General features: G+C 47.2%; 13 protein-coding genes and 1 pseudogene. 10 read left to right on the top strand and 4 right to left on the bottom strand.

The features are described 5' to 3' along the window. The first annotated feature begins 1 nt into the window (after window position 1). The 4 genes and pseudogenes from AC6H3C_RS04180 to AC6H3C_RS04165 all read left to right on the top strand — a co-directional run bounded on the left by AC6H3C_RS04180 (window position 2) and on the right by AC6H3C_RS04165 (window position 6,609). Window positions 2–1,954: an FG-GAP-like repeat-containing protein gene (locus AC6H3C_RS04180; protein ID WP_497519427.1), complete on the top strand. Its 1,953-nt coding sequence runs from the start codon at window positions 2–4 to the stop codon at window positions 1,952–1,954. A 51-nt stretch (window positions 1,955–2,005) separates the two neighbouring features. Further along, window positions 2,006–2,179 (top strand): annotated as a pseudogene (locus AC6H3C_RS04175) (hypothetical protein); the annotation flags it as partial. A 552-nt stretch (window positions 2,180–2,731) separates the two neighbouring features. Next, the gene (locus AC6H3C_RS04170) at window positions 2,732–6,040 is read left to right on the top strand and encodes an RHS repeat domain-containing protein (protein ID WP_497521248.1); all 3,309 of its coding nucleotides are present in this window, start codon (window positions 2,732–2,734) and stop codon (window positions 6,038–6,040) included. Continuing rightward, a complete protein-coding gene (locus AC6H3C_RS04165) occupies window positions 6,019–6,609 on the top strand; it encodes a hypothetical protein (protein WP_497519426.1) in 591 nt (196 codons plus the stop codon). Before AC6H3C_RS04170 ends, AC6H3C_RS04165 begins: the two co-directional genes overlap by 22 nt. Window positions 6,610–7,117: 508 nt before the next feature. Here the strand turns inward: AC6H3C_RS04165 and AC6H3C_RS04160 are convergent. From AC6H3C_RS04160 to cls, 3 genes are all read right to left on the bottom strand, one after another. Further along, the gene (locus tag AC6H3C_RS04160) at window positions 7,118–7,591 is read right to left on the bottom strand and encodes a GNAT family N-acetyltransferase (RefSeq protein WP_497519425.1); all 474 of its coding nucleotides are present in this window, start codon (window positions 7,589–7,591) and stop codon (window positions 7,118–7,120) included. Then, on the bottom strand, window positions 7,588–9,063 hold the full coding sequence (locus tag AC6H3C_RS04155) for a RimK family ATP-grasp domain-containing protein (protein ID WP_497519424.1): 1,476 nt from the start codon (window positions 9,061–9,063) through the stop codon (window positions 7,588–7,590). The genes AC6H3C_RS04160 and AC6H3C_RS04155 overlap by 4 nt, the downstream gene beginning before the upstream one ends. A 296-nt stretch (window positions 9,064–9,359) precedes the next feature. After that, entirely contained in the window at window positions 9,360–10,793 is a 1,434-nt protein-coding gene (gene cls, locus AC6H3C_RS04150) for a cardiolipin synthase (protein ID WP_497519423.1), read from the bottom strand. A gap of 126 nt (window positions 10,794–10,919) precedes the next feature. On the opposite strand from cls, the gene AC6H3C_RS04145 reads away from it, so the two are divergent. Further along, window positions 10,920–11,324 carry a DUF6146 family protein gene (locus AC6H3C_RS04145; protein WP_497519422.1) on the top strand — a complete coding sequence of 135 codons (405 nt, stop codon included), beginning with the start codon at window positions 10,920–10,922 and terminating at the stop codon, window positions 11,322–11,324. A 41-nt stretch (window positions 11,325–11,365) separates the two neighbouring features. Here AC6H3C_RS04145 and ribD read toward each other — a convergent pair whose 3' ends face one another. Then, on the bottom strand, window positions 11,366–12,391 hold the full coding sequence (gene ribD, locus AC6H3C_RS04140; RefSeq protein ID WP_497519421.1) for a bifunctional diaminohydroxyphosphoribosylaminopyrimidine deaminase/5-amino-6-(5-phosphoribosylamino)uracil reductase RibD: 1,026 nt from the start codon (window positions 12,389–12,391) through the stop codon (window positions 11,366–11,368). 394 nt (window positions 12,392–12,785) lie between these two features. Between ribD and AC6H3C_RS04135 the strand changes: the two genes are divergently transcribed. The 5 genes from AC6H3C_RS04135 to nagB all read left to right on the top strand — a co-directional run bounded on the left by AC6H3C_RS04135 (window position 12,786) and on the right by nagB (window position 21,576). After that, window positions 12,786–13,235, top strand: coding sequence for a MarR family winged helix-turn-helix transcriptional regulator (locus tag AC6H3C_RS04135; RefSeq protein ID WP_497519420.1), 450 nt, complete (start codon window positions 12,786–12,788; stop codon window positions 13,233–13,235). Between the two features lie 37 nt (window positions 13,236–13,272). Further along, on the top strand, window positions 13,273–14,460 hold the full coding sequence (locus AC6H3C_RS04130; protein ID WP_497519419.1) for an efflux RND transporter periplasmic adaptor subunit: 1,188 nt from the start codon (window positions 13,273–13,275) through the stop codon (window positions 14,458–14,460). 14 nt (window positions 14,461–14,474) lie between these two features. Continuing rightward, entirely contained in the window at window positions 14,475–17,624 is a 3,150-nt protein-coding gene (locus AC6H3C_RS04125) for an efflux RND transporter permease subunit (protein WP_497519418.1), read from the top strand. A 27-nt stretch (window positions 17,625–17,651) separates the two neighbouring features. Continuing rightward, complete coding sequence (locus tag AC6H3C_RS04120; RefSeq protein ID WP_497519417.1) at window positions 17,652–19,037, top strand: efflux transporter outer membrane subunit; 1,386 nt, start codon at window positions 17,652–17,654, stop codon at window positions 19,035–19,037. 553 nt (window positions 19,038–19,590) lie between these two features. Then, window positions 19,591–21,576 carry a glucosamine-6-phosphate deaminase gene (gene nagB / locus AC6H3C_RS04115; RefSeq protein WP_497519416.1) on the top strand — a complete coding sequence of 662 codons (1,986 nt, stop codon included), beginning with the start codon at window positions 19,591–19,593 and terminating at the stop codon, window positions 21,574–21,576. The last annotated feature ends 205 nt before the right edge of the window (window positions 21,577–21,781 follow it).

Here is a 21,781-nt window from a genome sequence, read left to right as displayed (position 1 = left end):
TATGAAACAAAAATACACGATCCTCATCCTGCTGATAGCGATGGGGATACAAACCGTGCGGGGGCAGGAGTTCGAAATCGTGCTGACCAGCCCCGAGAGCGGCGCCAAAACACACTATGCCCGCAACAGCATTACGCTCGGGCTCAATTACAGCTACACGCCTAATGGCGGCACGTTGACAGCAGAGATCCAAAACCCGATAATCAGTGGTGACATCAATTACAATTATACCGTTGTTGACCCCCTTACCCGCAGCCTGAACACCTCGTACCTGGTAGGGGCCACGCAGGGGGCCTTTGATGTCAGTCCGCTTGGCGGGGCCACCTACACCATTCCCATTGATGTGCTCCCCGGGGTGGCCGGCTTACAGCCAAGCCTGGCCATTACTTACAACAGCATGGGTGGTCCCGGGGTGGCGGGTTACGGCTGGAATATTTCCGGTATCTCGGCCATTACGCGTACCGGTAAAACCTATTATCACGACGGGGCCGCGGGCGGTGTCAGCCTGGCTGGCAGCGACCGCTTCAGCCTCGACGGGCAACGGCTGGTTTGCACCTCGGGAACCTATGGTGCAAACAGCTCGCAATACCGTATCGACAATGACATTTTTACCCGGATAAGCTGCACAGGGGTAAGTTACGGGCCGACCCAGTTTTTGGGCGAAACAAAAAGCGGGCTTACATATCAGTATGGTTACGACAGTGATGCCGACCAGACCATAGAGGGAAGTAATTATGTGGTAAGCTGGTATGTAAACAAAGTTACAGATAACTTCGGTAACCAGATGAATTACGAGTATATCAAAGACAACGGCTCGATTTACCCGGCCGAGATTACCTATGGCCCCAATACCATTACCTTTTATTATAAATACCGAAGCGACAAAACCACCGCCTACCTGAATGGCAGCAAGATTGAACAAAACCTGCTGTTAGACAGGATCGAGATAAAATATAACTCTACAGTGATCAAGAAATATGAATTCAAATATAATTATCGTACCTCAAACTATGGCAATTGCTCTGTATTAAACGAGGTAATTGAGTATGGCACGAATAACAGCCGATATAATTCAACTGCTTTTTCCTATGAATATCCGTCCAATGGAGTTTCAAATTATCCTTATCTTGAGTATAATAATTATATTTCTACAAATTATATTCAGTATAAAGGGGATTTTAATGGAGATGGAAGGGATGATATTTTCACTGTCAATAAATCTAACAGAAAAGACTGGAGATTGTATCATGGGACTGATTATGGCGGTTTTACCTATAAAACAGCTGGAAGCACAACTTTTGAAATTGACCAGGTTATTCCAGTTGATTTAAATGGGGATGGAAGACAGGATTTAATGTTAAGGTGTTTTGTGGACCGCGGATACTATTATCCATATGGTGTAAGTGATCTTTATGCGTTTTATTATGTAATCAGTGATGAGAATTCGATACAAACACCTCAATTTTTCACACGGGAGTATTACCCATTATCTACCTTGGCTGGAGTTAAGATTGAGAATTCAATTCTTGAGAGCAGTTCTACAGACTTTGATGGGGATGGACTGGAGGACATGTTTGTTCGAACAAATAATTCATGGAAAATATTTGGGTTTACTTACAATGGTTCATCCTTGACTTTTTCTGAAAAGATAACCGGTGGTGGCAGCTTACCTGGCGATAAACTAAAATTTGGAGATTTTAATGGTGATGGCAAAATGGATTTATATACTATCGATGCAAATGGAATAAAAATATATAGGATCAATATAGATGGTTCATTGACCATACTATATTCCGGATCTATTCCAAAGAAAGACCATCACTTTGAGACGGGTGATTTTAACGGCGATGGCAAAACAGATATTTTTGTTTATGGTTACACAACATATGACTGGTCAGATTGGCAACTATATTTATCGACAGGTTCCGGTTTTCAGGTCAATTATATTCCATGAAAAAAAACCAACCTTAAAGATGATAAAGTCCTCACAGGCGATTTTAATGGTGACGGACGAACGGACATTTTAGCGCTTAGTAAGAATACGAGTAATAACCCGCGTCAGTATTACTTTATCACCAAACCCAACGGTATCGACATGTACAGTGAGTACTACGAACGTACGGAATATAACAAAGACCTTGATTTTACACTTGGGGACTTTGACGGGAATGGGAAAACGGATATCTTGGTCACAGCTGCTACAAATAAATTTTACCGGGGACGTATTACAGGCAATACAAATATACTGTTGTCCAGGATTGCTGATGGGCAAAATAACACTACTGCTATTTATTACAATAAGCTTAGCGGGGAATACATAAATTATACGAAGGGTACAGCAAACGATAATTTTCCCGTATTTACCTATCAAGGGCCGCTGACTGTTGTAACCGGCTGGAATATTAACGGAGGTTATGCAATATCGATTGATTATGCCTATACAGGCCTAAAAATACATCGGCAGGGGAAAGGGGTGATCGGGTACGAAAAGGTCACTGGGACGGAGAACTTGCTGGGTATTGTTACCGAAACCCAATCGGGCTACAACACCACCTATTATTATCCGCAGGTTACCTCTGTGACAAAAAAAACTACCGGGGGAACCCTTCTCGAAACCACGGCGAATACCTGGACACAGAAAGTATTGGATGCATCGACCAAACGGATTCTGCCGTACATATCCACCTCGGTGCAGACCAACAACCTGACCGGCCAGAAGGTAATCACCAGCATGATGACGAGTCCCGATGATTACGGCAACCCCGGCACAGTAGCCAAAATCTATATACAGGGGACTACCACCGAAGCTGTCGAAACTGTTACCAATGTTTACAACAACAATACAACCAGTTGGCTGCTGGGCCGCCCAACCAAAACCACCACGGTTTATACCCGGGGGGCCGAAAGCATCACCAGGGTGGTCGACAGGGAGTTCAGCGCCACTTCCAACCGCGACACGGCCGAGGTGTGGTACCCCGGCACCGGCAAGCAAATCCGTTACAGCCACGTGTATTACCCCAACGGCAACCTGAAAAAGGAAATGGCTACCGCCGGGGGTATATCGCGCAGCACTTCTTATACCTACACCGGCGACCATGTACGGGTAAATACCATAAAAGACCCGCTGGGACGCACGACCACCAGAAATTACGACAGCTACGGGAGGTTGCAGAACGAGGCTGATTACCTGGACAATACCACCGCCTACACTTACGACAACATGGGCCGGGTAGCCACCGTAACCGGGCCCGATGGCCTTGTTACAACCACCGCGTATAACTGGGGCCTGACCGGCGGGCCAACCAACGCCTGTTACTATGCACAGCAATCGGGCAACGACGGTTCGCTTAGCAAAACCTGGTACGACAAGCTTGGGCGCGAAATCCGCTCGGACATAAAAGGGTTCAGCGGATCCGATATTTACATGGTAACCGAGTACAATACCAAAGGGCAGGTGTACCGGGTGTCGGACCCAAGCGTCACGGCAACACCTTCGTTATGGACCAAATACACCTACCTGGCCGACGGGCGGTTACAGAAAGTAGAACGCCCAACCGGAAGTATGACAACTTACGCCTATGACGGTAAAAAAACGACTGAAACAACCGATGGCCGCTCAGCTTATAAAGAAACCGACAGCCAGGGGGCGCTTACCAAAGCGCACGATACCGGCGGCGATATACTGTACACGTATTGGCCCGACGGGAAGGTGAAAACCATTACTGCACCGGATGGAATTGTCACCAGTATGGAATATGATATTGCCGGTAACCAGACTAAGCTAACTGACCCAAGTGCAGGTACGATCAGGTATTCCTACACGGGTTTTGGGCAAATGGATACCCTGATGAGTGCCCGCGGCGAAATAACAACGTTCAATTATCAACCGAACGGACTTTTGAATACAAAAATATCTCCCGAAGGTCAAACCGCTTATACTTATGATGCGGCAACCAAGCAACTCACGGGGATTACGTCGCCCGATAGTGTTTCAAAATCTTTCGCTTATGAAACAACAACAGTGAAAGGCCGGTTGAAAACAATTTCGGAGACCATACCCGGTTCCTCAGCCATATTAACTACCTTTGACTACGACGGAATCGGACGCCTTTACAAACGCACACATCCGTCGGGTATTGTAGAAGAACACGAATACCAAAATGGTTACCTGAAGAAAGTAAAAGCAGGTGGGAATGTTGTTTACGAGATTACAGACATGAACGAACGGGGACAGATCACATCGTCAAAGTACGGGGCAAGTTTGACCAGTACCCATGCTTACACTACCCTGGGATTTCCTGATGGTGTAACGACAGGCAACATCCAAAACCTGGACTACACCTTTGATGCGGTAAAAGGATGGCTAACCGACCGGGAGAATAGAAAACATACCGGGTGTATAGAGAATTTCCTGTATGATGCGCAATTGCTGCGGCTCGACAGTATTTACGGTAACCCCCATTCTCAGGGAGGCTTGCATTACGCGGCCAATGGCAATATCCTGCGCAAAAGCGATATCGGGACGATGGTTTACGGCCACCCGACCAAACCATATGCTATTACAGAATTGTCGACTACCACCAATTTGGTACCCCTGGATTCACAGATCGTGCATTACACGTCTTTTGAACAGGTAAAGGACATTGCCGACAACGGTTATTTTGCCCAATTTGTTTATAACAGCGACCAGCAACGCGCGATAATGGAAATGAAATACAACGGAAGCACCCAGTATACCCGCTGGTATGCCGGCAGCCGTTACATGAAAGAGACCAAAGGCGCTTCAACCAAACAATATACCTGGATTGGCGGCGATGCTTACTCGGCTCCGGTTGTAGCGGTAACCGAAAGTGGCTCCACGGCTTACTACTACTTATTGCGCGATTATTTGGGGTCTGTCACTCACCAGATAAACAGCTCCAATTTGTTAGTGGCCGAATACAGTTTTGACGCCTGGGGCCGCCGCCGCAGCGCCGACGACTGGAATTACACTTTGGATGCCAACGACAAAGAGTTGTTTGCAGGCCGTGGGTTTACAGGGCATGAGCATTTACCGGAGTTCAATCTCATTAACATGAATGGCAGGTTGTATGACCCGCTATTAGGAAGATTTTTATCTCCCGACAATAACGTACAGATGCCTGATATTACGCAAAACTTTAACAGGTATAGTTATGCGTTGAACAACCCATTAAGTTTTACTGATCCAGACGGGGAGTTTATTTGGGGTCCAATTATAGCATTGACAATTCAACAGGCAATTGCAGGTGGAGCCAGGGCTAATTTGCAAGGAAAAAGTATTATAGAGGGGGCACTTAAAGGCGCAACAGTTAGTATAGTAATCTCCGCTGCCACTGCAGGAATGGGATTATTAGCCCCATCTCTTAATAGCACCGCAGTGACAATGGGAGATAACGCAGCTTTGCTCGGTAAATATGCTCTTAAAGCAGGTTATGCTACACTAACGGGGGCAGTAGCATCTGGATTCGGAATGCTTAGCTCCGATTTCCTGGATGATGGGAAAATTAATATCTCTGGTCATGATTATTTCAAATCAATGAAGATAGCCGGAGTGACAGCTGCCACCATTTCTATTGCTAATTCTGCTGATAAATATGCAACTTGGGATAGATTTAATTTTGATCAAAAGATAGAGATATTAAAAAATGATCTTAAAATTGACAACCTTCACCTAGGTTTTGATAAAGGTTATGGGTATCGAATTAATGGTGAGATATATTTAACTCCATTAGGTATAGAAAACAGATCAATTTCGGAACATGCTATTTCTCACGAACAATTTCATATTATAGATGACAATAGATATTTTGATGCTAGATATATTCCTAATGATAGAGAAATTATTGGAAGAAATTTCGAAGCAAGAGCTCATTTAGAAGGATTAAAACATGCGTCAGACTACAACATCACTTCAAGATGTTGGCAGAGTTCGAGGTATTATGCAAGGGACTTTGGATATTTGGGAAAGATTCCTAATACTTTACAGTTTATACATATATGGAACAATTTATTTTATTAAATATGCGTAAGATATTTATTGTGAGTCTTTTTCTTTATGGTTATTTTATTCTTTCTGTTGATGGGCAACAAACTATAGAGCTTAAATTATTCCCTGAAAAACTGGAAGTATCTCCAAAAGACCCCATACTGGAATTTATTGTATCAATTAAAAATTTTGATATGAATAAAGTAGCGCTCTTAGCTTCTAAAATAGTTGATGTTGGGATGGATTCTTCTTTTTTTTATTGTTGGAATCTAAATGTTTTTTATCAGGAGGAGAGACGAATCATCTTTCGATTTGATATGCTGTATCGGAAAGAGTTTCAGAGATATTACATTTTGAAACCATTCCAAAACAGATGTTTTTCATTCAAAATTAATTTTAGAGAATTAATCCACCATGATTTAAAACACAACTTGCCTGAAGACGGAATGATTTCATTACGCGAAATTACAGAGAAAGAGAATCGTGATTTTGGAGTTTATGAAATCAGTTTAGAATATATGGATAGTATTCAAAAAAGAAAAAATGCTATTGCTCGAAAAATATCGAGCAATATTGTCAAGGTAAATTATACCGAAAATTAAAATGATAATAGCCCTACCTTCCCCCTCGTCTCCAGCTGCCCCTCGTCTTGCAAAGCGGTGACGAGGGGTAAGCTGGTGGTCGTTTGTAACGACATTAAACAGGCATATTGTAATGAAAAGCATTTCTTAATATCTTTCAATCAAAAAAATGTCTGCCGATAACTATTTTATCACCAATCAAAATGCCACTTACTTTTTAACCTTCACCGTGATTGACTGGATTGATGTCTTTATATGAAAGGAGTATAAAGTTGTCATAGCTGATTCCTTAAACTATTGCATCGAAAATAAAGGATTGAAAGGCTATGCCTGGTGTTTGATGTCATTTGATAATCGGATTACGAAATACAAATTTCGGCAGGAAAGTGGTCAGTACCAGTGTTCAGTCGCGGTTTTACTTGCGAGTAACGAGCTGCAAGCTTCAAGTTCCAAGCCGCAAGTGACCAGTGACTAATGACAGAACCCTGAAAAAGCAGCAGTTTCGCTTGGCACTTAGGCACTCAGTTACTTAGGTACTTTTAACGCCAATGGATACAGCTTTTCTCATTAACAACGCTTTACTGCCGTTTTTGTAGTAGGCGGGGCGTTCGCCAACGACTTCAAAGCCGGTTTGCAGGTAGAGTTGAACGGCTGCATCGTTCATCTCGCTGACTTCCAGGCTAAGAAAGCTAAAACCCGCGCTTCGGGCCCGTTTTTCGGCTTCGGCAATCAGTTTCCGGCCAAGGCCTTTTCCCCGGAAACGGGGAGAAACAGCCAGCGAATAAATCCGCGCAGCCGAACTGCTTTTTCGTTTCAGCAAAACAATAAACGAACTGATTTCTCCGGCCTCTTCCGAGAGCAGGAAATCGGCTTTGGCCCGGGTGACTAAATAACGAAGCTGGCGCCCCGAAAAGCTTTCTTCCTGAAAGCAAATTTCTTCCAGTTCCCTAAGTTTATCCAGGTCCGACGCTACCGCCCGGCGAAAGTTCACCGCGTTGTTCATGCTTTTCTTCCTTTCTGCTCCATGCGGCTGACAAACTCGCGTAAGATGCGGCGGTACAGTTCGTCTCCCAAGATGTCGTCTTCCACTCCCTGGTCGATCGACGGATTGTCGTTTACCTCGATCACAATCGATCGGCCGTCAATTTCTTTCAAATCGACGCCATACAGGCCTTTCCCGATCAGCGACGCCGCTTTCACCGCATTACGGACCACGTGTTTGGGCACCTTGCTTAAAGGTACCGACTCGTAGGTTCCCGATTTTGGTTTGTTTGGGTCCTGGTGGTTATAAATTTGCCAATGGCCCCGCGCCATAAAATACTTGCAGGCGTACAAAGGCTCTCCGTTGATGATACCGATACGCCAGTCGAAGCTGGTAGGGACAAACTCCTGCGCCAGGAAAACAGAGGTTCTTTCGGCCAGCATTTCCAGCGCTTTTTTATACTCTTCCTCGTTGTTCACCTTGTGCATACCAATCGAAAACGAACCATCCGGTACTTTCAGGATAATGGGAGTTCCGAGGCAAGCGCTCAACTCGTCAAACGAGTTCATGCTGTTTATAAAGATGAGCTTTGATTTTGGCGTCGGGATGCCTTCCCGTTCCATCAGCTCCTTTAAATACACCTTGTTGGTACAACGGATGATCGACAAGGGATCGTCAATCACAACCATGTCGGCCTGCCAGGCTTTCTGGGCCAGGCGGTAGGTGATGTGGTTGAGCGAGGTGGTTTGCCGGATAAACAGCCCGTCGAATTCGAGCAGGCGCGTGGTATCTTCTTCGGTAATCAGTTCGGCATTGATGTTCATTTTTTTGGCCTGGCTGATAAATTTATTCAGGGCCGCTTTGTTGCTTGGCGGAAGCTGCTCCGCCGGATCGTACAAAATGGCCAGATCGAAGCGCGAGGCCTTGTGTAACCGGGGCTGCCGCCATATTTTCTTGCTGAAATTATCCAGCGTTTGAGCAAACAGGTCCTGTTGTGCGTCATCCAACTCGTTCAGGCTCAATACCCGTACCGAGTCGATTTGGTTTTTGGGGCGGTTGGCAAAGGTTACCCGCAACAAGGGACAGGGCAATTGTTCAAAAATATAACGGGCAATTTTATTCAGTTCCGGCTCATTGGTCATGCCGAAATAAATATCGACCTCGTAATAATCATTGTCGTTGGGCTGCCTGGTTTGCAGCCACCTGTAACATATTTTTTGAAGGTAATCCTCCATCCGCGTCAGGGCGCCGCTTTCGATGCGGTTGATCACATCGACGTTGGGGAGCACTTTGTGTCCGCGCGCCTGCGCCAACAAGGAGCAGTAATAGCCTTCCGAATGATAATCCAGCGTACTGCATAAGTTAATGACCAGTAAAGGTTGTTTGCTCAGGTGTTCATTTTGCAGGTAATCTGCAGCTGTTGTCAGCGTTTCTGTTTCGTAGTAGGGTTTCCACTGCACTAACGAATCTACCAGGATTAAGGTTGATTGCATCTCCGTCTTAAATCAAAAATTGCTTTCCATATATAAATTACTGCGATCAGCGGCCGTTGATATTCTTTTTATCCAGTTAAACGTTCCGGCAGAAAGCTTATTGCCAGCTCCTTACCTGATTGTTATTTTCTGCTTTCCGGCTGTACAATTGTAAGCATTTTATTGAAAGATTATTCTTTTTGATTCATTTTTTTAAACCGGGCTGAAGATAATTTTCCGCTTCCGAAAAAAACAGTTTAACATACAGATTTTCAATACAAAACAAGCCATTTGGACTGCCCCCGCATGTGACAGAGCTACAGCAGAGGGCTAAGCAGGCGCGAAAAAGATTCTTTTGCCTTGTCCGACCAGTGCCTTTTTTTCCAATCCGGCAGAAGAATTTCGCGGCTTTGTTTCAGGTCGTTCAGAAATTGCTTTTCAAGGACTCCGGCGGTCGGTTCATCGTAAATCATCGCGTTCACCTCGAAGTTGGTTTCCAGGCTCCTGAAGTCGAAGTTAGCCGTTCCTACCGACGAGAAAACGCCGTCGACTATAATCAGTTTGCTGTGCATAAAGCCGGGCTGGTAGAAGAAAATTCTTACTCCTGCTTCCAACAATTCGGCGATATACGAGTGGGTACTCCACTTGGGGGTAATGGCATCCGATTTTTGAGGGAGCAGCACGCGGATATCAATTCCCCCGAGGGCTGCCACCTTCATGGCATTGGCAATTTCGGGAGTTGGGATCAGGTAGGGTGTGGCCATGTAAACCCGTTCGCGGGCCGAGGCGATGGCCGAGAAGTAAGCCTGGCTAATGGTTTCCCAGTCGGAGTCGGGCCCGCTGTGTACAACTTGTACCATTTTACCTTTTCCGGGTTTAATCGGGTGAAAGTAGTGTTCGCCTTGTAAAATCTCTTTTGAAACAAAAAACCAGTCGGCCATAAAAATAATCTGCAAGCCGGTTGCGGCGCCACCTTTCAGCATCAGGTGCGTATCGCGCCAATGCCCCAGTTTCCGGGTGCCGTGTAAATAACGGTCGGCGATATTTAACCCGCCAACAAAGGCCGTAGTTCCATCAACAACAACAATCTTCCGGTGGTCGCGGTAATTGGCCCGCGAAGTCAGCATGGGAAAACGCACTTTCATAAAACAGTCGATCTTTACGCCGGCTTCTTCCAGCGAACGGATGTACTTTTTAGGCAGTTCCCAGCTTCCCACATCATCAAAAATAAAACGGACTTCCACTCCTTCCCGGGCTTTGCGGATCAGGAGCTCGCGAAACTGGTTACCGATCACGTCGTCTTCAACAATATAAAATTCGATGTGAATGTGGTGATTCGCTTCTTCAATCGCCTGAAACAAGGCAGGAAAGGTTTGTTCGCCGTTTTTTAACACCGTTACCTCGTTATCGTCTGTCAGCAACGCATTTGAGTTAGATAACATCAGGTTAATCAGGTGTTTTTTATCGAATATGGCCTTACTGAAAATCTCGTAGTTTTTTGGCAACTGATCAAGTTGGCTTTGTGTCATTTTCCGTAGGTTTTCCAGGTCTTTCAGCCCTTTACGCGAAAACATCTTCTTTTTACGGTATTCCTGCCCGAAAAACAGGTAAAAAATGATGCCGGCGAACGGCAGTAACACGAGTACCAGAATCCAGCTGATGGTTTTCAGCGGACTGCGGTTTTCGAGTACGATCAGGATGGCGATAAAAATGACAGTTAATAAATATACCAGGTTAAGTATAGTAGGCAAATTTCCCCAAATTTCAGTATGTAGGCTAAACATAGGCGTAAAATGAAATCATGTGTCTAAAATTGGAGAATTTATTGTTGATTAACAAACTAAAATGTATTTCGTAGAAAATAAAAAAAAGATGCCATGAAACCTTATTTGATCCTGCTCTTTTCAGTTGTTGTATTTCTGGGTTGCGCCACCCGTCAGGCCATACGCATTGAAACCGCCGAAACCGCCAGCGGGGAGGACAGTGTCAGCTACGAGCTGATTGTTTTTGATCCGGGCTTTGAAAGCTGGTTTCTGAAGAACTATAAACCTTCGCAATTCCGCAGCCAATCCTATTATGAATACTGGAACAGGCGCTATGTTCAGGCCTGGAATTATCATGAAATGGGATTCCGCCACCGGCAGTTAATCGATGGTTATATCAACTACGAACCGAATACAGATTACGGGTTGGAGATCAACCATAAACTTTTTTATTATTTTATGTACGTGGAACATGCCCTGAAGATCCCGATCATCCCGGACGGACCGAGAATTTACTGACCGATTTTTCGCGATGAACAAGTGGCTGTGTGAATACAGATTTAACTCTTCCGGTAGAATACCTCAAGCCGGGTATCGTCCAGCATTTCGCTTACTGAGGGAAGGGCAACCAGCCGGGGCGCTTCCACTCCCCTGCCAAACCAGTTGTTCCCGATGTACACATGGGCTTCGTCCCACAGGTCCTGATCGATGAAACTTTGGAGCAACTGCCTGCCTCCCTCAACAACAACCGATTGCATCTGGCGGTTGTACAGAATTTGCAGGATTTGCGGAACAATTGGTGCGGAAAAATCAAGCTTTAGGTATTCTGCCTGTGTATCCGGAGAAACTTCCTTTTCGGTAAAAATGATCGTGGGGACCTGGCCGTCTTTGATCTGCAAATGGCCGGGCAGCCGGTTGTTCCGGTCGAGCGCCATCCGTACCGGCTGTTTGCCGTCCCAATCGCGAACGCTCAGCGAGGGATTGTCGTTCAGGGCGGTATTGGTGCCAATCAGAATGGCGGCTACTTCGGTTCGCTGGCGATGTACCAGCCGGCGCGAAAGCTCGTTGCTGATCCAGCTGGGTTTTCCAAATTCCGCCAGGCTGCGGTCGCGATCAAGAAAACCGTCGGGGGTTTGGGCCCATTTCAGGATCACGTAGGGCCGTTTTTGCTGATGAAAGGTGAAAAAGCGCCGGTTAAGTTCAAGGCATTCTTCGCCCAGGATGCCCACATCGACACGAATCCCGGCCTTCCGCATTTTTTCGATCCCTTTCCCTGCGACTTCGGCAAAGGGATCAACCGAACCCACCACCACATGCGGAATCCGGCTCGAAATGATCAGGTCGGAACAAGGGGGCGTTTTCCCAAAGTGGGCACAAGGCTCCAGGCTAACGTAAATGGTCGATTTGTTCAGCAACGATTTGTCTTTCACCGCGTTCACGGCATTCACTTCGGCATGGGGGCCGCCATACTGCCGGTGAAAACCTTCGCCAATGATCGTGTCGTTGTGCACAATCACCGCCCCCACCATCGGGTTGGGCGCCACTTCGCCCATGCCAAGCCGGGCAAGCTGGATGCATCGGTTCATGTATTTTTCAGCTATCTTCACACGGTAAAACCTTAGTTCGGCAAACTTTCAAAATAATATATCCAAAACTACGGATAAATCCTGTAGTTTAATTCGGAGATCTCGGGATGATATGCAATTCTTTTCCGGTCAGTATCTGTTTTGTTCATTTTGATGCCTATCTGGTAATCCTTAAGTTTAAACGAACGACAATCGTAAGATCTGTTTTTGTTGAAGTTTGTTCAATCGTCTTTTAAACTTTTTCATAATCCGTTAAGACAATTGTAACCGGCGGTCCGGAAACCGCAGCACCCGAATATCACACGAACTCCTGTAATTAATGTTTTCTTAACCTACTTTAGTTGACTTTATCAACGATATCCATATACATTTGCAGCCTCAAGAAAATATGTTTATGTCGTCGCAAAAACCATTAGGTTATTTACTGGGTCAAACCATGCGGGTTTACCGGAATAAAATGACCAGTAAACTCAAAGAAAACGAGTTGGAACTGGGATTGGAGCAATTTCTGATTTTACTGCAGTTAAACGCACGTGAAGATTTGACCCAACAGGATCTGGCCAATCACCTGCAAAAGGATAAATCGATTATCCTGCGTCAGATTAATGTACTGATCGAGAAACGTTATGTGGTGCGTTTGCCCGATAAGAATGACAAACGGAAAAAGAACCTGATCCTCACTCAAAAAGGCTCAGAGACTTTGCAGCAAGCCCTGCACATAGGAAGAAAACTTTCGGAAGAACTGCTCACCGGGATCAGTCAGGAGGAGATCCGTGTTTTTGAGCAGGTGCTCCAAAAAATACAGGAAAACAGCGGCTTGGAACAAGATCTGTGCAATTGTTGACTTTAGCAACTAAATTACCATACAATAAGAAAACAGCATGAAAACAACGACATCATTGAAAAGACTGAGTTTAATATTACTGTTTATTGGAGCAGTATCTTGCTCGGGAAAACAGGAAGGCGGACAGCCGGGTATGGCTTCCCAGGTAAGGGAATACCGGGTGATTGACGTAAAACCGCAGTCCATCACTTTAACCAAAGATTACCCGGCCACCCTTCAGGGAAAGCAAACCGTGGAGATACGCCCGAAGGTAGCCGGTTATATCGACGCGATTTTGGTGGACGAGGGCGCCTATGTACGTAAAGGGCAGGTGCTTTTCCGGCTGAATGCCAACGATATTCAGGCGAGCGTACGCTCGGCCGAAGCCCAGGTAAAAGTGGCCGAAGCCGAGGTGGCTGCTTCAACGATTAACCTCGAAAAAACCAGGCCGCTGGTCGCAAAAGATATCATCAGTAAGTTCGACCTCGAATCGGCCGAATCGACCCTCAAGGCCCGCGAAGCCCAGCTGGCACAGGCCAAAGCCAACCTCGAAAATGCCAAAGCCAACCTGCAATACACGGTAATTACCAGTCCGACCGACGGGATTATCGGGAATTTCCCGTACCGCGTGGGCAGTCTGGTCAGCAGCGCCGTCGTACAACCGCTGACCACCGTGTCGAACACCAACGAGATGTATGCTTATTTTGCCATGAACGAAAAGGAGTTTCTGGCGCTGACCAAAAGGATGGAAGGGAACAACCTTCAGCAGAAACTGGCTACCTTACCCGGCGTTCAGCTGTTACTGGCCGACAATTCAATTTATGGTGAAGCCGGAGTCATTGAAACGGCCAGCGGACTGATCGATCAGCAAACCGGCTCGGTGAATGTGCGGGCCACTTTTTCCAACAGCGAAGGCCTGCTTCGAAGCGGTGGCAGCGGTTCGGTCCGCATCCCGCAACAAATTGATTCGGTCCTGATTGTGCCGCAACAGGCTACCTTCGAACTGCAAAACAAGCATTTTGTGTATGTGGTAGGCGCCGAAAACAAGGTTCGCAGCACCCCCATTGAAGTACTTTCAGGCAACCTGAAAGATGTGTACGTGGTGATATCCGGTTTACACGAAGGCGACCAAGTGGTGGTAGAAGGTATTGCCAGCCTGCGCAACGATATGCCGATTCAGCCAAAACTGTTGGAAGCCGATAGTTTGGTTGGGAACCGGGCAGCAGAAAATCAGGTCAGTAACTAAACCCGAAGAAAGTCATGTTCAGAAAATTTATCGAACGACCGGTATTGTCATCGGTCATTTCCATTATTATTGTTATTCTTGGGGTATTGGGGCTGGTGAGCCTGCCTATTGAGCAATACCCCGACATTGCTCCGCCCACCATCCGGGTATCGGCCAGTTACACCGGGGCCAATGCCGAAACGGTGATGAAAAGCGTGATCATCCCACTCGAAGAACAGATCAACGGAGTGGAAGATATGACTTATATGACCTCGACTGCCAGCAACAACGGTTCGGCTACCATCGAGGTCTATTTTAAACAGGGAGTTGACGCCGATATGGCGGCCGTAAACGTGCAAAACCGTGTGGCCCGGGCAAACAGCATCCTGCCGGCCGAAGTGACCCGCGCCGGGGTGATTACCTCCAAACGGCAAAACAGCATGTTGATGGTTTTCTCGCTTTACAGCCCTACCGGCGAATACGACGAGGTTTTCCTTCAGAACTACAGCAAAATCAACCTGCTGCCGCAGATCCAACGGGTTAATGGCGTAGGCGAAGCAATGGTATTCGGTGCCAAGGACTATTCCATGCGCATCTGGCTGAAGCCCGACGTGATGGCCGCCTATAACCTGATACCCTCGGATGTGATTGCCGCCCTGAACGAGCAAAACCTGGAAGCTGCACCGGGCCGCTTCGGCGAACTGAACGAGCAGTCGTTTGAATACGTGATCAAATACAAGGGAAAACTCAGCCAACCCGAAGAGTTTGAAGACATCATCATCAGAGCCGACAAAAACGGCAACCTGCTTCGGATGAGCGATGTGGCCGAAATTGAGCTGGGCGCCCTCAACTACTCGGTCAGTACGGCTACCATGAACAAACCAGGCATTACGATGGCTGTATTTCAATCGCCGGGATCGAATGCCCGCGAGGTGATTGTTGAAGCCAAAAAAGTGCTGGACGAGGTTGCCCAATCGTTCCCGGAAGGGGTGAGCTACCACATTCTGATGGATGCCAACCAGTTTCTCGATAGCTCCATCCAAAAAGTGCTGAGCACCCTGCTCGAAGCATTCATCCTCGTGTTTATCGTAGTGTTTGTCTTTTTGCAGAACTTCCGGGCCACCCTGATTCCGGCCATTTCGGTGCCTGTGGCCATCATCGGGACCTTCTTCTTTTTGAATGTTTTTGGCTTTACCATCAACCTGCTCACCCTGTTTGCCCTGGTACTGGCCATCGGGATTGTGGTTGACGACGCCATTGTGGTGGTGGAAGCCGTGCATGCCAAGCTGGACCAGGGTTCCAGAAATGCAAAAGAAGCCGCCATTTCGGCGATGAACGAAATTTCTACGGCCATTGTGTCCATCACCCTGGTCATGTCGGCTGTATTTATCCCGGTAACATTTATCACCGGGACCACCGGCGTATTCTACAAACAGTTCGGGATCACGCTGGCCGTGGCTATTTTATTGTCGGCGGTAAACGCGCTGACCCTGAGCCCGGCGTTGTGTGCCATCTTTTTGAAACCGCACAGCGAAAGCTCGCTGCACAACAAAGGCCTGATGCAGCGGTTTTATGCCTCTTTCAATATGGCTTTCGAAACCATGACCGTGAAATATCGCAGTACCATCAACTTCTTCATGATCAAAAAATGGGTGGCTGTTGCGTTGATTGTAGCGTTTACCGGCATATTGGTTCTTTTGATGAAGACCACACCCACGGGATTTGTTCCCTCCGAAGATACCGGCCGGATGTTTGTGGATATTAGCCTGCCTCCGGCTACCTCGATGGAACAAACCCGCAAAGTGGTGTCGGAAGTGGATCTGATTCTGGGTAACACCCCGGAGATAGAAGGGCGGTCGATGATTGTCGGGAACTCGCTCATCAGCGGGCAAGGCAGTTCGTACGGGATGATTATTTGCAGCTTACATCCGTTTAAAGAACGGAAAGGGGAAGGCCAGGATTTGAACAGTGTGATCAAAAAATTGTACGGCGCCACCTCACAGATCAAAGATGCAAAGGTCATCTTCTTTTCACCCCCCATGGTTCCGGGCTTCAGCATCTCGGGCGGTATCGAGCTCAAGTTGGAAGACAAAACAGGCGGCGACATCAAGAGATTTGAACAGATTGCCGGTCAGTTCCTTGGGAAACTCAACCAACGTCCGGAAATTCAGTATGCGATGACTTCGTTTAATACAAATTTCCCGCAGTACCTGGTGGATGTGAATGTGGCTCGCTGCAAACAATCGGGCATCACGGTCAGTTCGGTATTGGCCGCCCTGCAGGGATATGTCGGGGGTTATTATGCGTCCGACTTCAACCGTTTCGGAAAGCAATACCGGATTATGGTGCAGGCTGACCCGGCCTACCGGGGCAACCCCGAAGACCTGAACAACATGTACGTCCGTACCTCCGACGGGCAAATGGCGCCCATTACCCAATTTATCGATCTGAAACGCGTTTACGGGCCTGAAAATATCACCCGTTTCAACATGTACACCTCTATTTCGGTAAACGGTGCACCCAACTTTGGGTACAGTACCGGCGATGCCATTAACGCTGTACAAGAGGTGGCCGATGAAACGCTGCCTCCCGGTTACGGATACGAATTTTCGGGCTTGACCCGCGAAGAGATCGCCTCGGGGAACCAGTCGATCCTGATTTTTGCCTTGAGTATTATTTTCGTCTATTTTCTGCTGGCTGCGCAATACGAGAGTTTCATACTTCCGTTGTCTATTCTCCTGTCAATGCCCATTGGCGTAGCAGGTTCATTCATTTTTGCCCGGCTTATGGGGGTCGAAAACAATATTTACCTGCAAATCTCGCTGATCATGTTACTCGGCTTGCTGGCTAAAAACGCCATCCTGATCGTGGAATTTGCCTTACAGCGCCGCCATGCCGGCATGAGCATCCTGCAATCGGCCATTGAAGGCGCTATCGCCCGTTTACGCCCAATCCTGATGACCTCGTTTGCCTTCATCTTTGGGTTGATTCCGCTGGTCGTTGGCGGTGGCGTGGGTGCAAACGGCAACCGCTCTATCGGCGTTGGCGCAGTTGGCGGCATGCTCGTGGGCACGCTCATTGGCATCCTGGTCATTCCAACCATGTACATGATTTTCCAAACCCTTCAGGAAAGAGTGAAAAAACCGGAAATAGAAGATATTTCAGACATGAACACCCTGGAATAATGATTCATGAAAAAATCAGAATAAATTATGAGAAAGATATCAATGAAATATATTTTCCCGGCCATCAGCCTGTTTTTACTGATTTCGTGCAGCACACCGCGACACTTTCAACGGGAAACCATCGACCCTAACGGGCTGTACGGAACGGTGGCCGCTGATTCGGCAAACCTGGCCGACCGTCCGTGGAACGAATTGTTTACCGATCCGCTGCTGGTGGAATACATCAGCGAAGGACTCGGGAATAACCTCGATCTTCAGATAGCTGTTCGGCGGGTTGCCGAGGCCGAAGCTTACCTGTTGCAAAGCAAAGCCATGCTGTTGCCGGGAATCAATGCGGTGGGTACCGGCGTTTATACCAGGAACCCCGAATCGGTTTATCCCGATGGGCCGCGCGAGGTAAACAGCTATCAACTGGGATTGGAAGCCAGTTGGGAAGCGGATATCTGGGGAAAGCTCCGCAGTTCGAAACGGGCAGCCTATGCCAACTTGCTGGCTACCGACGCCGGACGAAAAGCCGTGCAAACCCGTTTGATTGCCAATATAGCTTCCACCTATTATAACCTGTTGGCGTTGGACACCAAGTTATCGATTACACGCCAAACCGTGAAAAACAACATCGATTTGGTTGAAACCATGAAAGTGCTGAAGGAAAGCGGGAGAGTGACCGGCGCGGCTATCGTACAAAGTGAAGCGGCCCGCTACGCTGCCGAAGTGACCATTCCCGATCTGGAACAACAGCTCAGGGAAACTACCAACGCGTTGTGCCTGTTGATGGGGCGTGTGCCGGGCGAGCTGCAGCGCGGAAGGCTTACTGAACAACATTACAGTGAGCTGCTGCAGACCGGGGTTCCGGCACAGTTGCTGGATAACCGTCCTGACGTGATGCAGGCCGAATTTGCCGTGATCAGCGCTTTTGAAATGACGAACAATGCACGCGCTTATTTTTACCCCAGCCTCACCTTAAGCGCATCAACCGGCTTTGCCGCAACCCGGCTCGATGAGCTGCTCGACCCGGCTTCGTTTGCCGCTCAGGTGATTGGCGGATTGGCGGCTCCGGTTTTCAATAAGCGTACCAATGTAACACGTTTGACAGTGGCCAAAGTGCAACAGGAACAGGCTTTGTTAAGCCTACGCCATGCGCTGCTCAACGCTGGCCAGGAAGTGAATAATGCCTTGGGGACCTATCAATCAGCCAGCCAAAAAGCAACGTTGCGGCAACAACAACGCGTCGCGCTCGAAAAATCGGTGGAATACACCCGCGAACTGCTGAACTACGGATCGGCTACTTATACCGAGGTGCTGAATGCACAGCAAAGCTTATTGTCGGCACAACTGAGTCAAGTGAACGACCAGCAGCAACAACTCAACGCTGTGGTGGCGCTTTACCGGGCGCTCGGCGGTGGATGGAAGTAATACATAAAACCGGAAATAAAAAAAAGGCAGTCCTCTGACTGCCTTTTCCGCCCCGGTTTCCCGGGGAACTAACCTAAACCAACTAAACCTATTAAACCATGAGCTTGCCGGAAATGATTTCCCGGTTTGCCACTTGATTAAATATCTGCCCGTTAACAGTATGTTAACGAACAAATATATTCGATTTCGAGGCAAAGATATCAAAAAATCAATACACTCCTACCTGATTTGAATAATTAATAAAGTACGTTGTACTTTTATTTAATCTGCGATTCAGATTGCCCCGGATTCTCAAAAAGCCATACTGATATCGGAAATCCGCCATACTGATGTCGTCATCCGGCCAGATCCTGAAATTTCCCCGTTTTTTCAAAACTTAAGGGGTGTTGGTTTCGTTTAGTTGTAAAAATTGATCAGGGTATCGGAACGAAAGAACCGATTGGAATAAATTCAACAAACAATTTCATTAGGTAATATGTATGACATCTTTTGTGTTTTTATTTAAATAATATTAGTTTTACAGGTGGGTTAGCTTACTAAAACAGCACTAAATATGGACTTACACAAAAAGTTACATTCGAACAATCCCTTGTTTTTCGGTACGACCTATTATAAGCCTAAAAACATGTCGCACCAAGACATTCTGACCAAATACGAAAAGATTCCGACATTCATTTATGATGAATCGGAAGAAGCTTCGGTTATGGTTGCCGGAGAAATTGCTACGGTGATCAGGGAAAAAGAGCATTTGGGACAACATTGTGTACTTGGGCTTCCAACTGGTTCATCGCCTATCGGGGTGTACGCCGAACTGGTCCGTATGCACCGGGAAGAAGGTTTGAGCTTCAGGCACGTTATTACCTTCAACCTGGATGAATATTACCCGATGGGACAGGTTTCCGTGCATTCTTACCATCAGTATATGTTCAACCATCTTTTCAGGCACATCGATATTTTGCCCGAAAACATTCATATTCCCCAGGGAGATCGTCCATTCGGCGAAGTTTACCAGTTGTGCCGCGACTACGACAAGGCCATTAAAGCGGCTGGAGGAATCGATATTCAGCTTCTGGGAATTGGTCGTACCGGTCATATCGGTTTTAATGAACCGGGGTCGCAGTTAAGTTCAAAAACCCGGATGATTGTTCTGGATACAACTACAAAACAGGATACGGCCCGGGATTTTGGAGGGATTACCAAAGTGCCGCAACGGGCCATAACGATGGGTATTGACAATATTATGAATGCCCGGAAAGTGATTTTGCTCGGTTTTGGCGAAGCCAAAGCCAATATCCTGCAAAAAACCATCGAAGGGCCGATTACCGAACAGGTCCCGGCCAGTTACCTGCAGCAACATGCCAACGCAAAAATATACATCGACATTGCCGCGGCCATGCAACTCACCCGGGTTAAAACGCCCTGGCTGGTCGACACCTGCGACTGGAGTTCCGATCAATTGGTAAGAAAAGCGATTGTCTGGCTGTGTCAGCAAACCGGAAAATCGATATTAAAACTGACAAACAACGATTATATCAATAATGGGTTAAGCGACCTGATCTCGGATAAAGGATCGGCCTATGCCCTCAATATCAAAGTTTTTAACGATCTGCAACACACAATCACCGGCTGGCCTGGCGGAAAACCACATGCCGACGACAGCAACCGGCCCGAGCGAAAATCGCCTGCAAAAAAACGGGTGGTGGTGTTTAGCCCCCATCCCGATGACGATGTGATCTCGATGGGCGGTACGCTCATCCGGTTGGTAGAGCAGGGGCACGAGGTCCATGTAGCATACCAGGTTTCCGGGAATATCGCGGTTTCAGACGAATATGCCAACCGGTTTATTTCATTTCACAATTCGTACACAAACTATTACGACCCCGGGAATGAACATCAGAAAGAACAATACGAGAAAACCATATCATTCCTCTCTGCAAAAAAAGAAGGGGAAAAAGATATCCCGGATGTACGTACGCTGAAAGGATTAATCCGCCGGATGGAGGCTAAAGCGGCCTGTCGTTTTGCCGGGGTCAATACCCGGAACGTGCATTTCCTCGACCTGCCTTTTTACGAAACCGGCGAAGTCAGGAAAAAACCGTTGGCGGAAGAGGATATTCAAATCATCAAAGATTTTCTTCTTGAAATTCAGCCTCACCAGATTTTTGCTGCCGGCGACCTGTCTGATCCGCACGGGACCCACCGTGTTTGCCTGGATGCCATTCTGGTGGCACTGGAAGAACTCAGGGAAGAGGCCTGGATGAAAGATTGCTGGTTATGGCTTTACCGCGGCGCCTGGCATGAATGGGATATCGACCAGATTGAGATGGCCGTGCCCATCAGCCCCGAAGAACTGTATAAAAAACGGGAAGCTATTTTCAGACACCAGTCGCAGAAAGAAGGCGCCATGTTTATGGGGAATGATGCCCGCGAATTCTGGCAACGCGCGGAAGACCGAAATCATGCGACCGCTGAGCTTTACAACAAATTGGGCATGGCCGAGTACGAAGCGATGGAAGCCTTCGTCCGGTATTATCCTTAGGATAAGCTGTGAGCCGTGAGTAGCGAGTAACGAGGCAGACAAAAGAAGTACCCGTGTTCAGTTTCAGTCGCCGCTTTACTCAGGTACTCTGCCGCTTTTAAAGAGATTAATGATTGACGATTAAAGATTAACGATCAACGATGGACCAGGAGCCGAAAACCGATGTATTCAGGCACTTTGAAACTTTGGCACTCGGGTACTTTTT

Source organism: Gaoshiqia sp. US2 (genome assembly GCF_059705485.1).
Note: the sequence above shows the minus strand (reverse complement) of the source record. Positions and strands in the feature narration are given on the sequence as shown.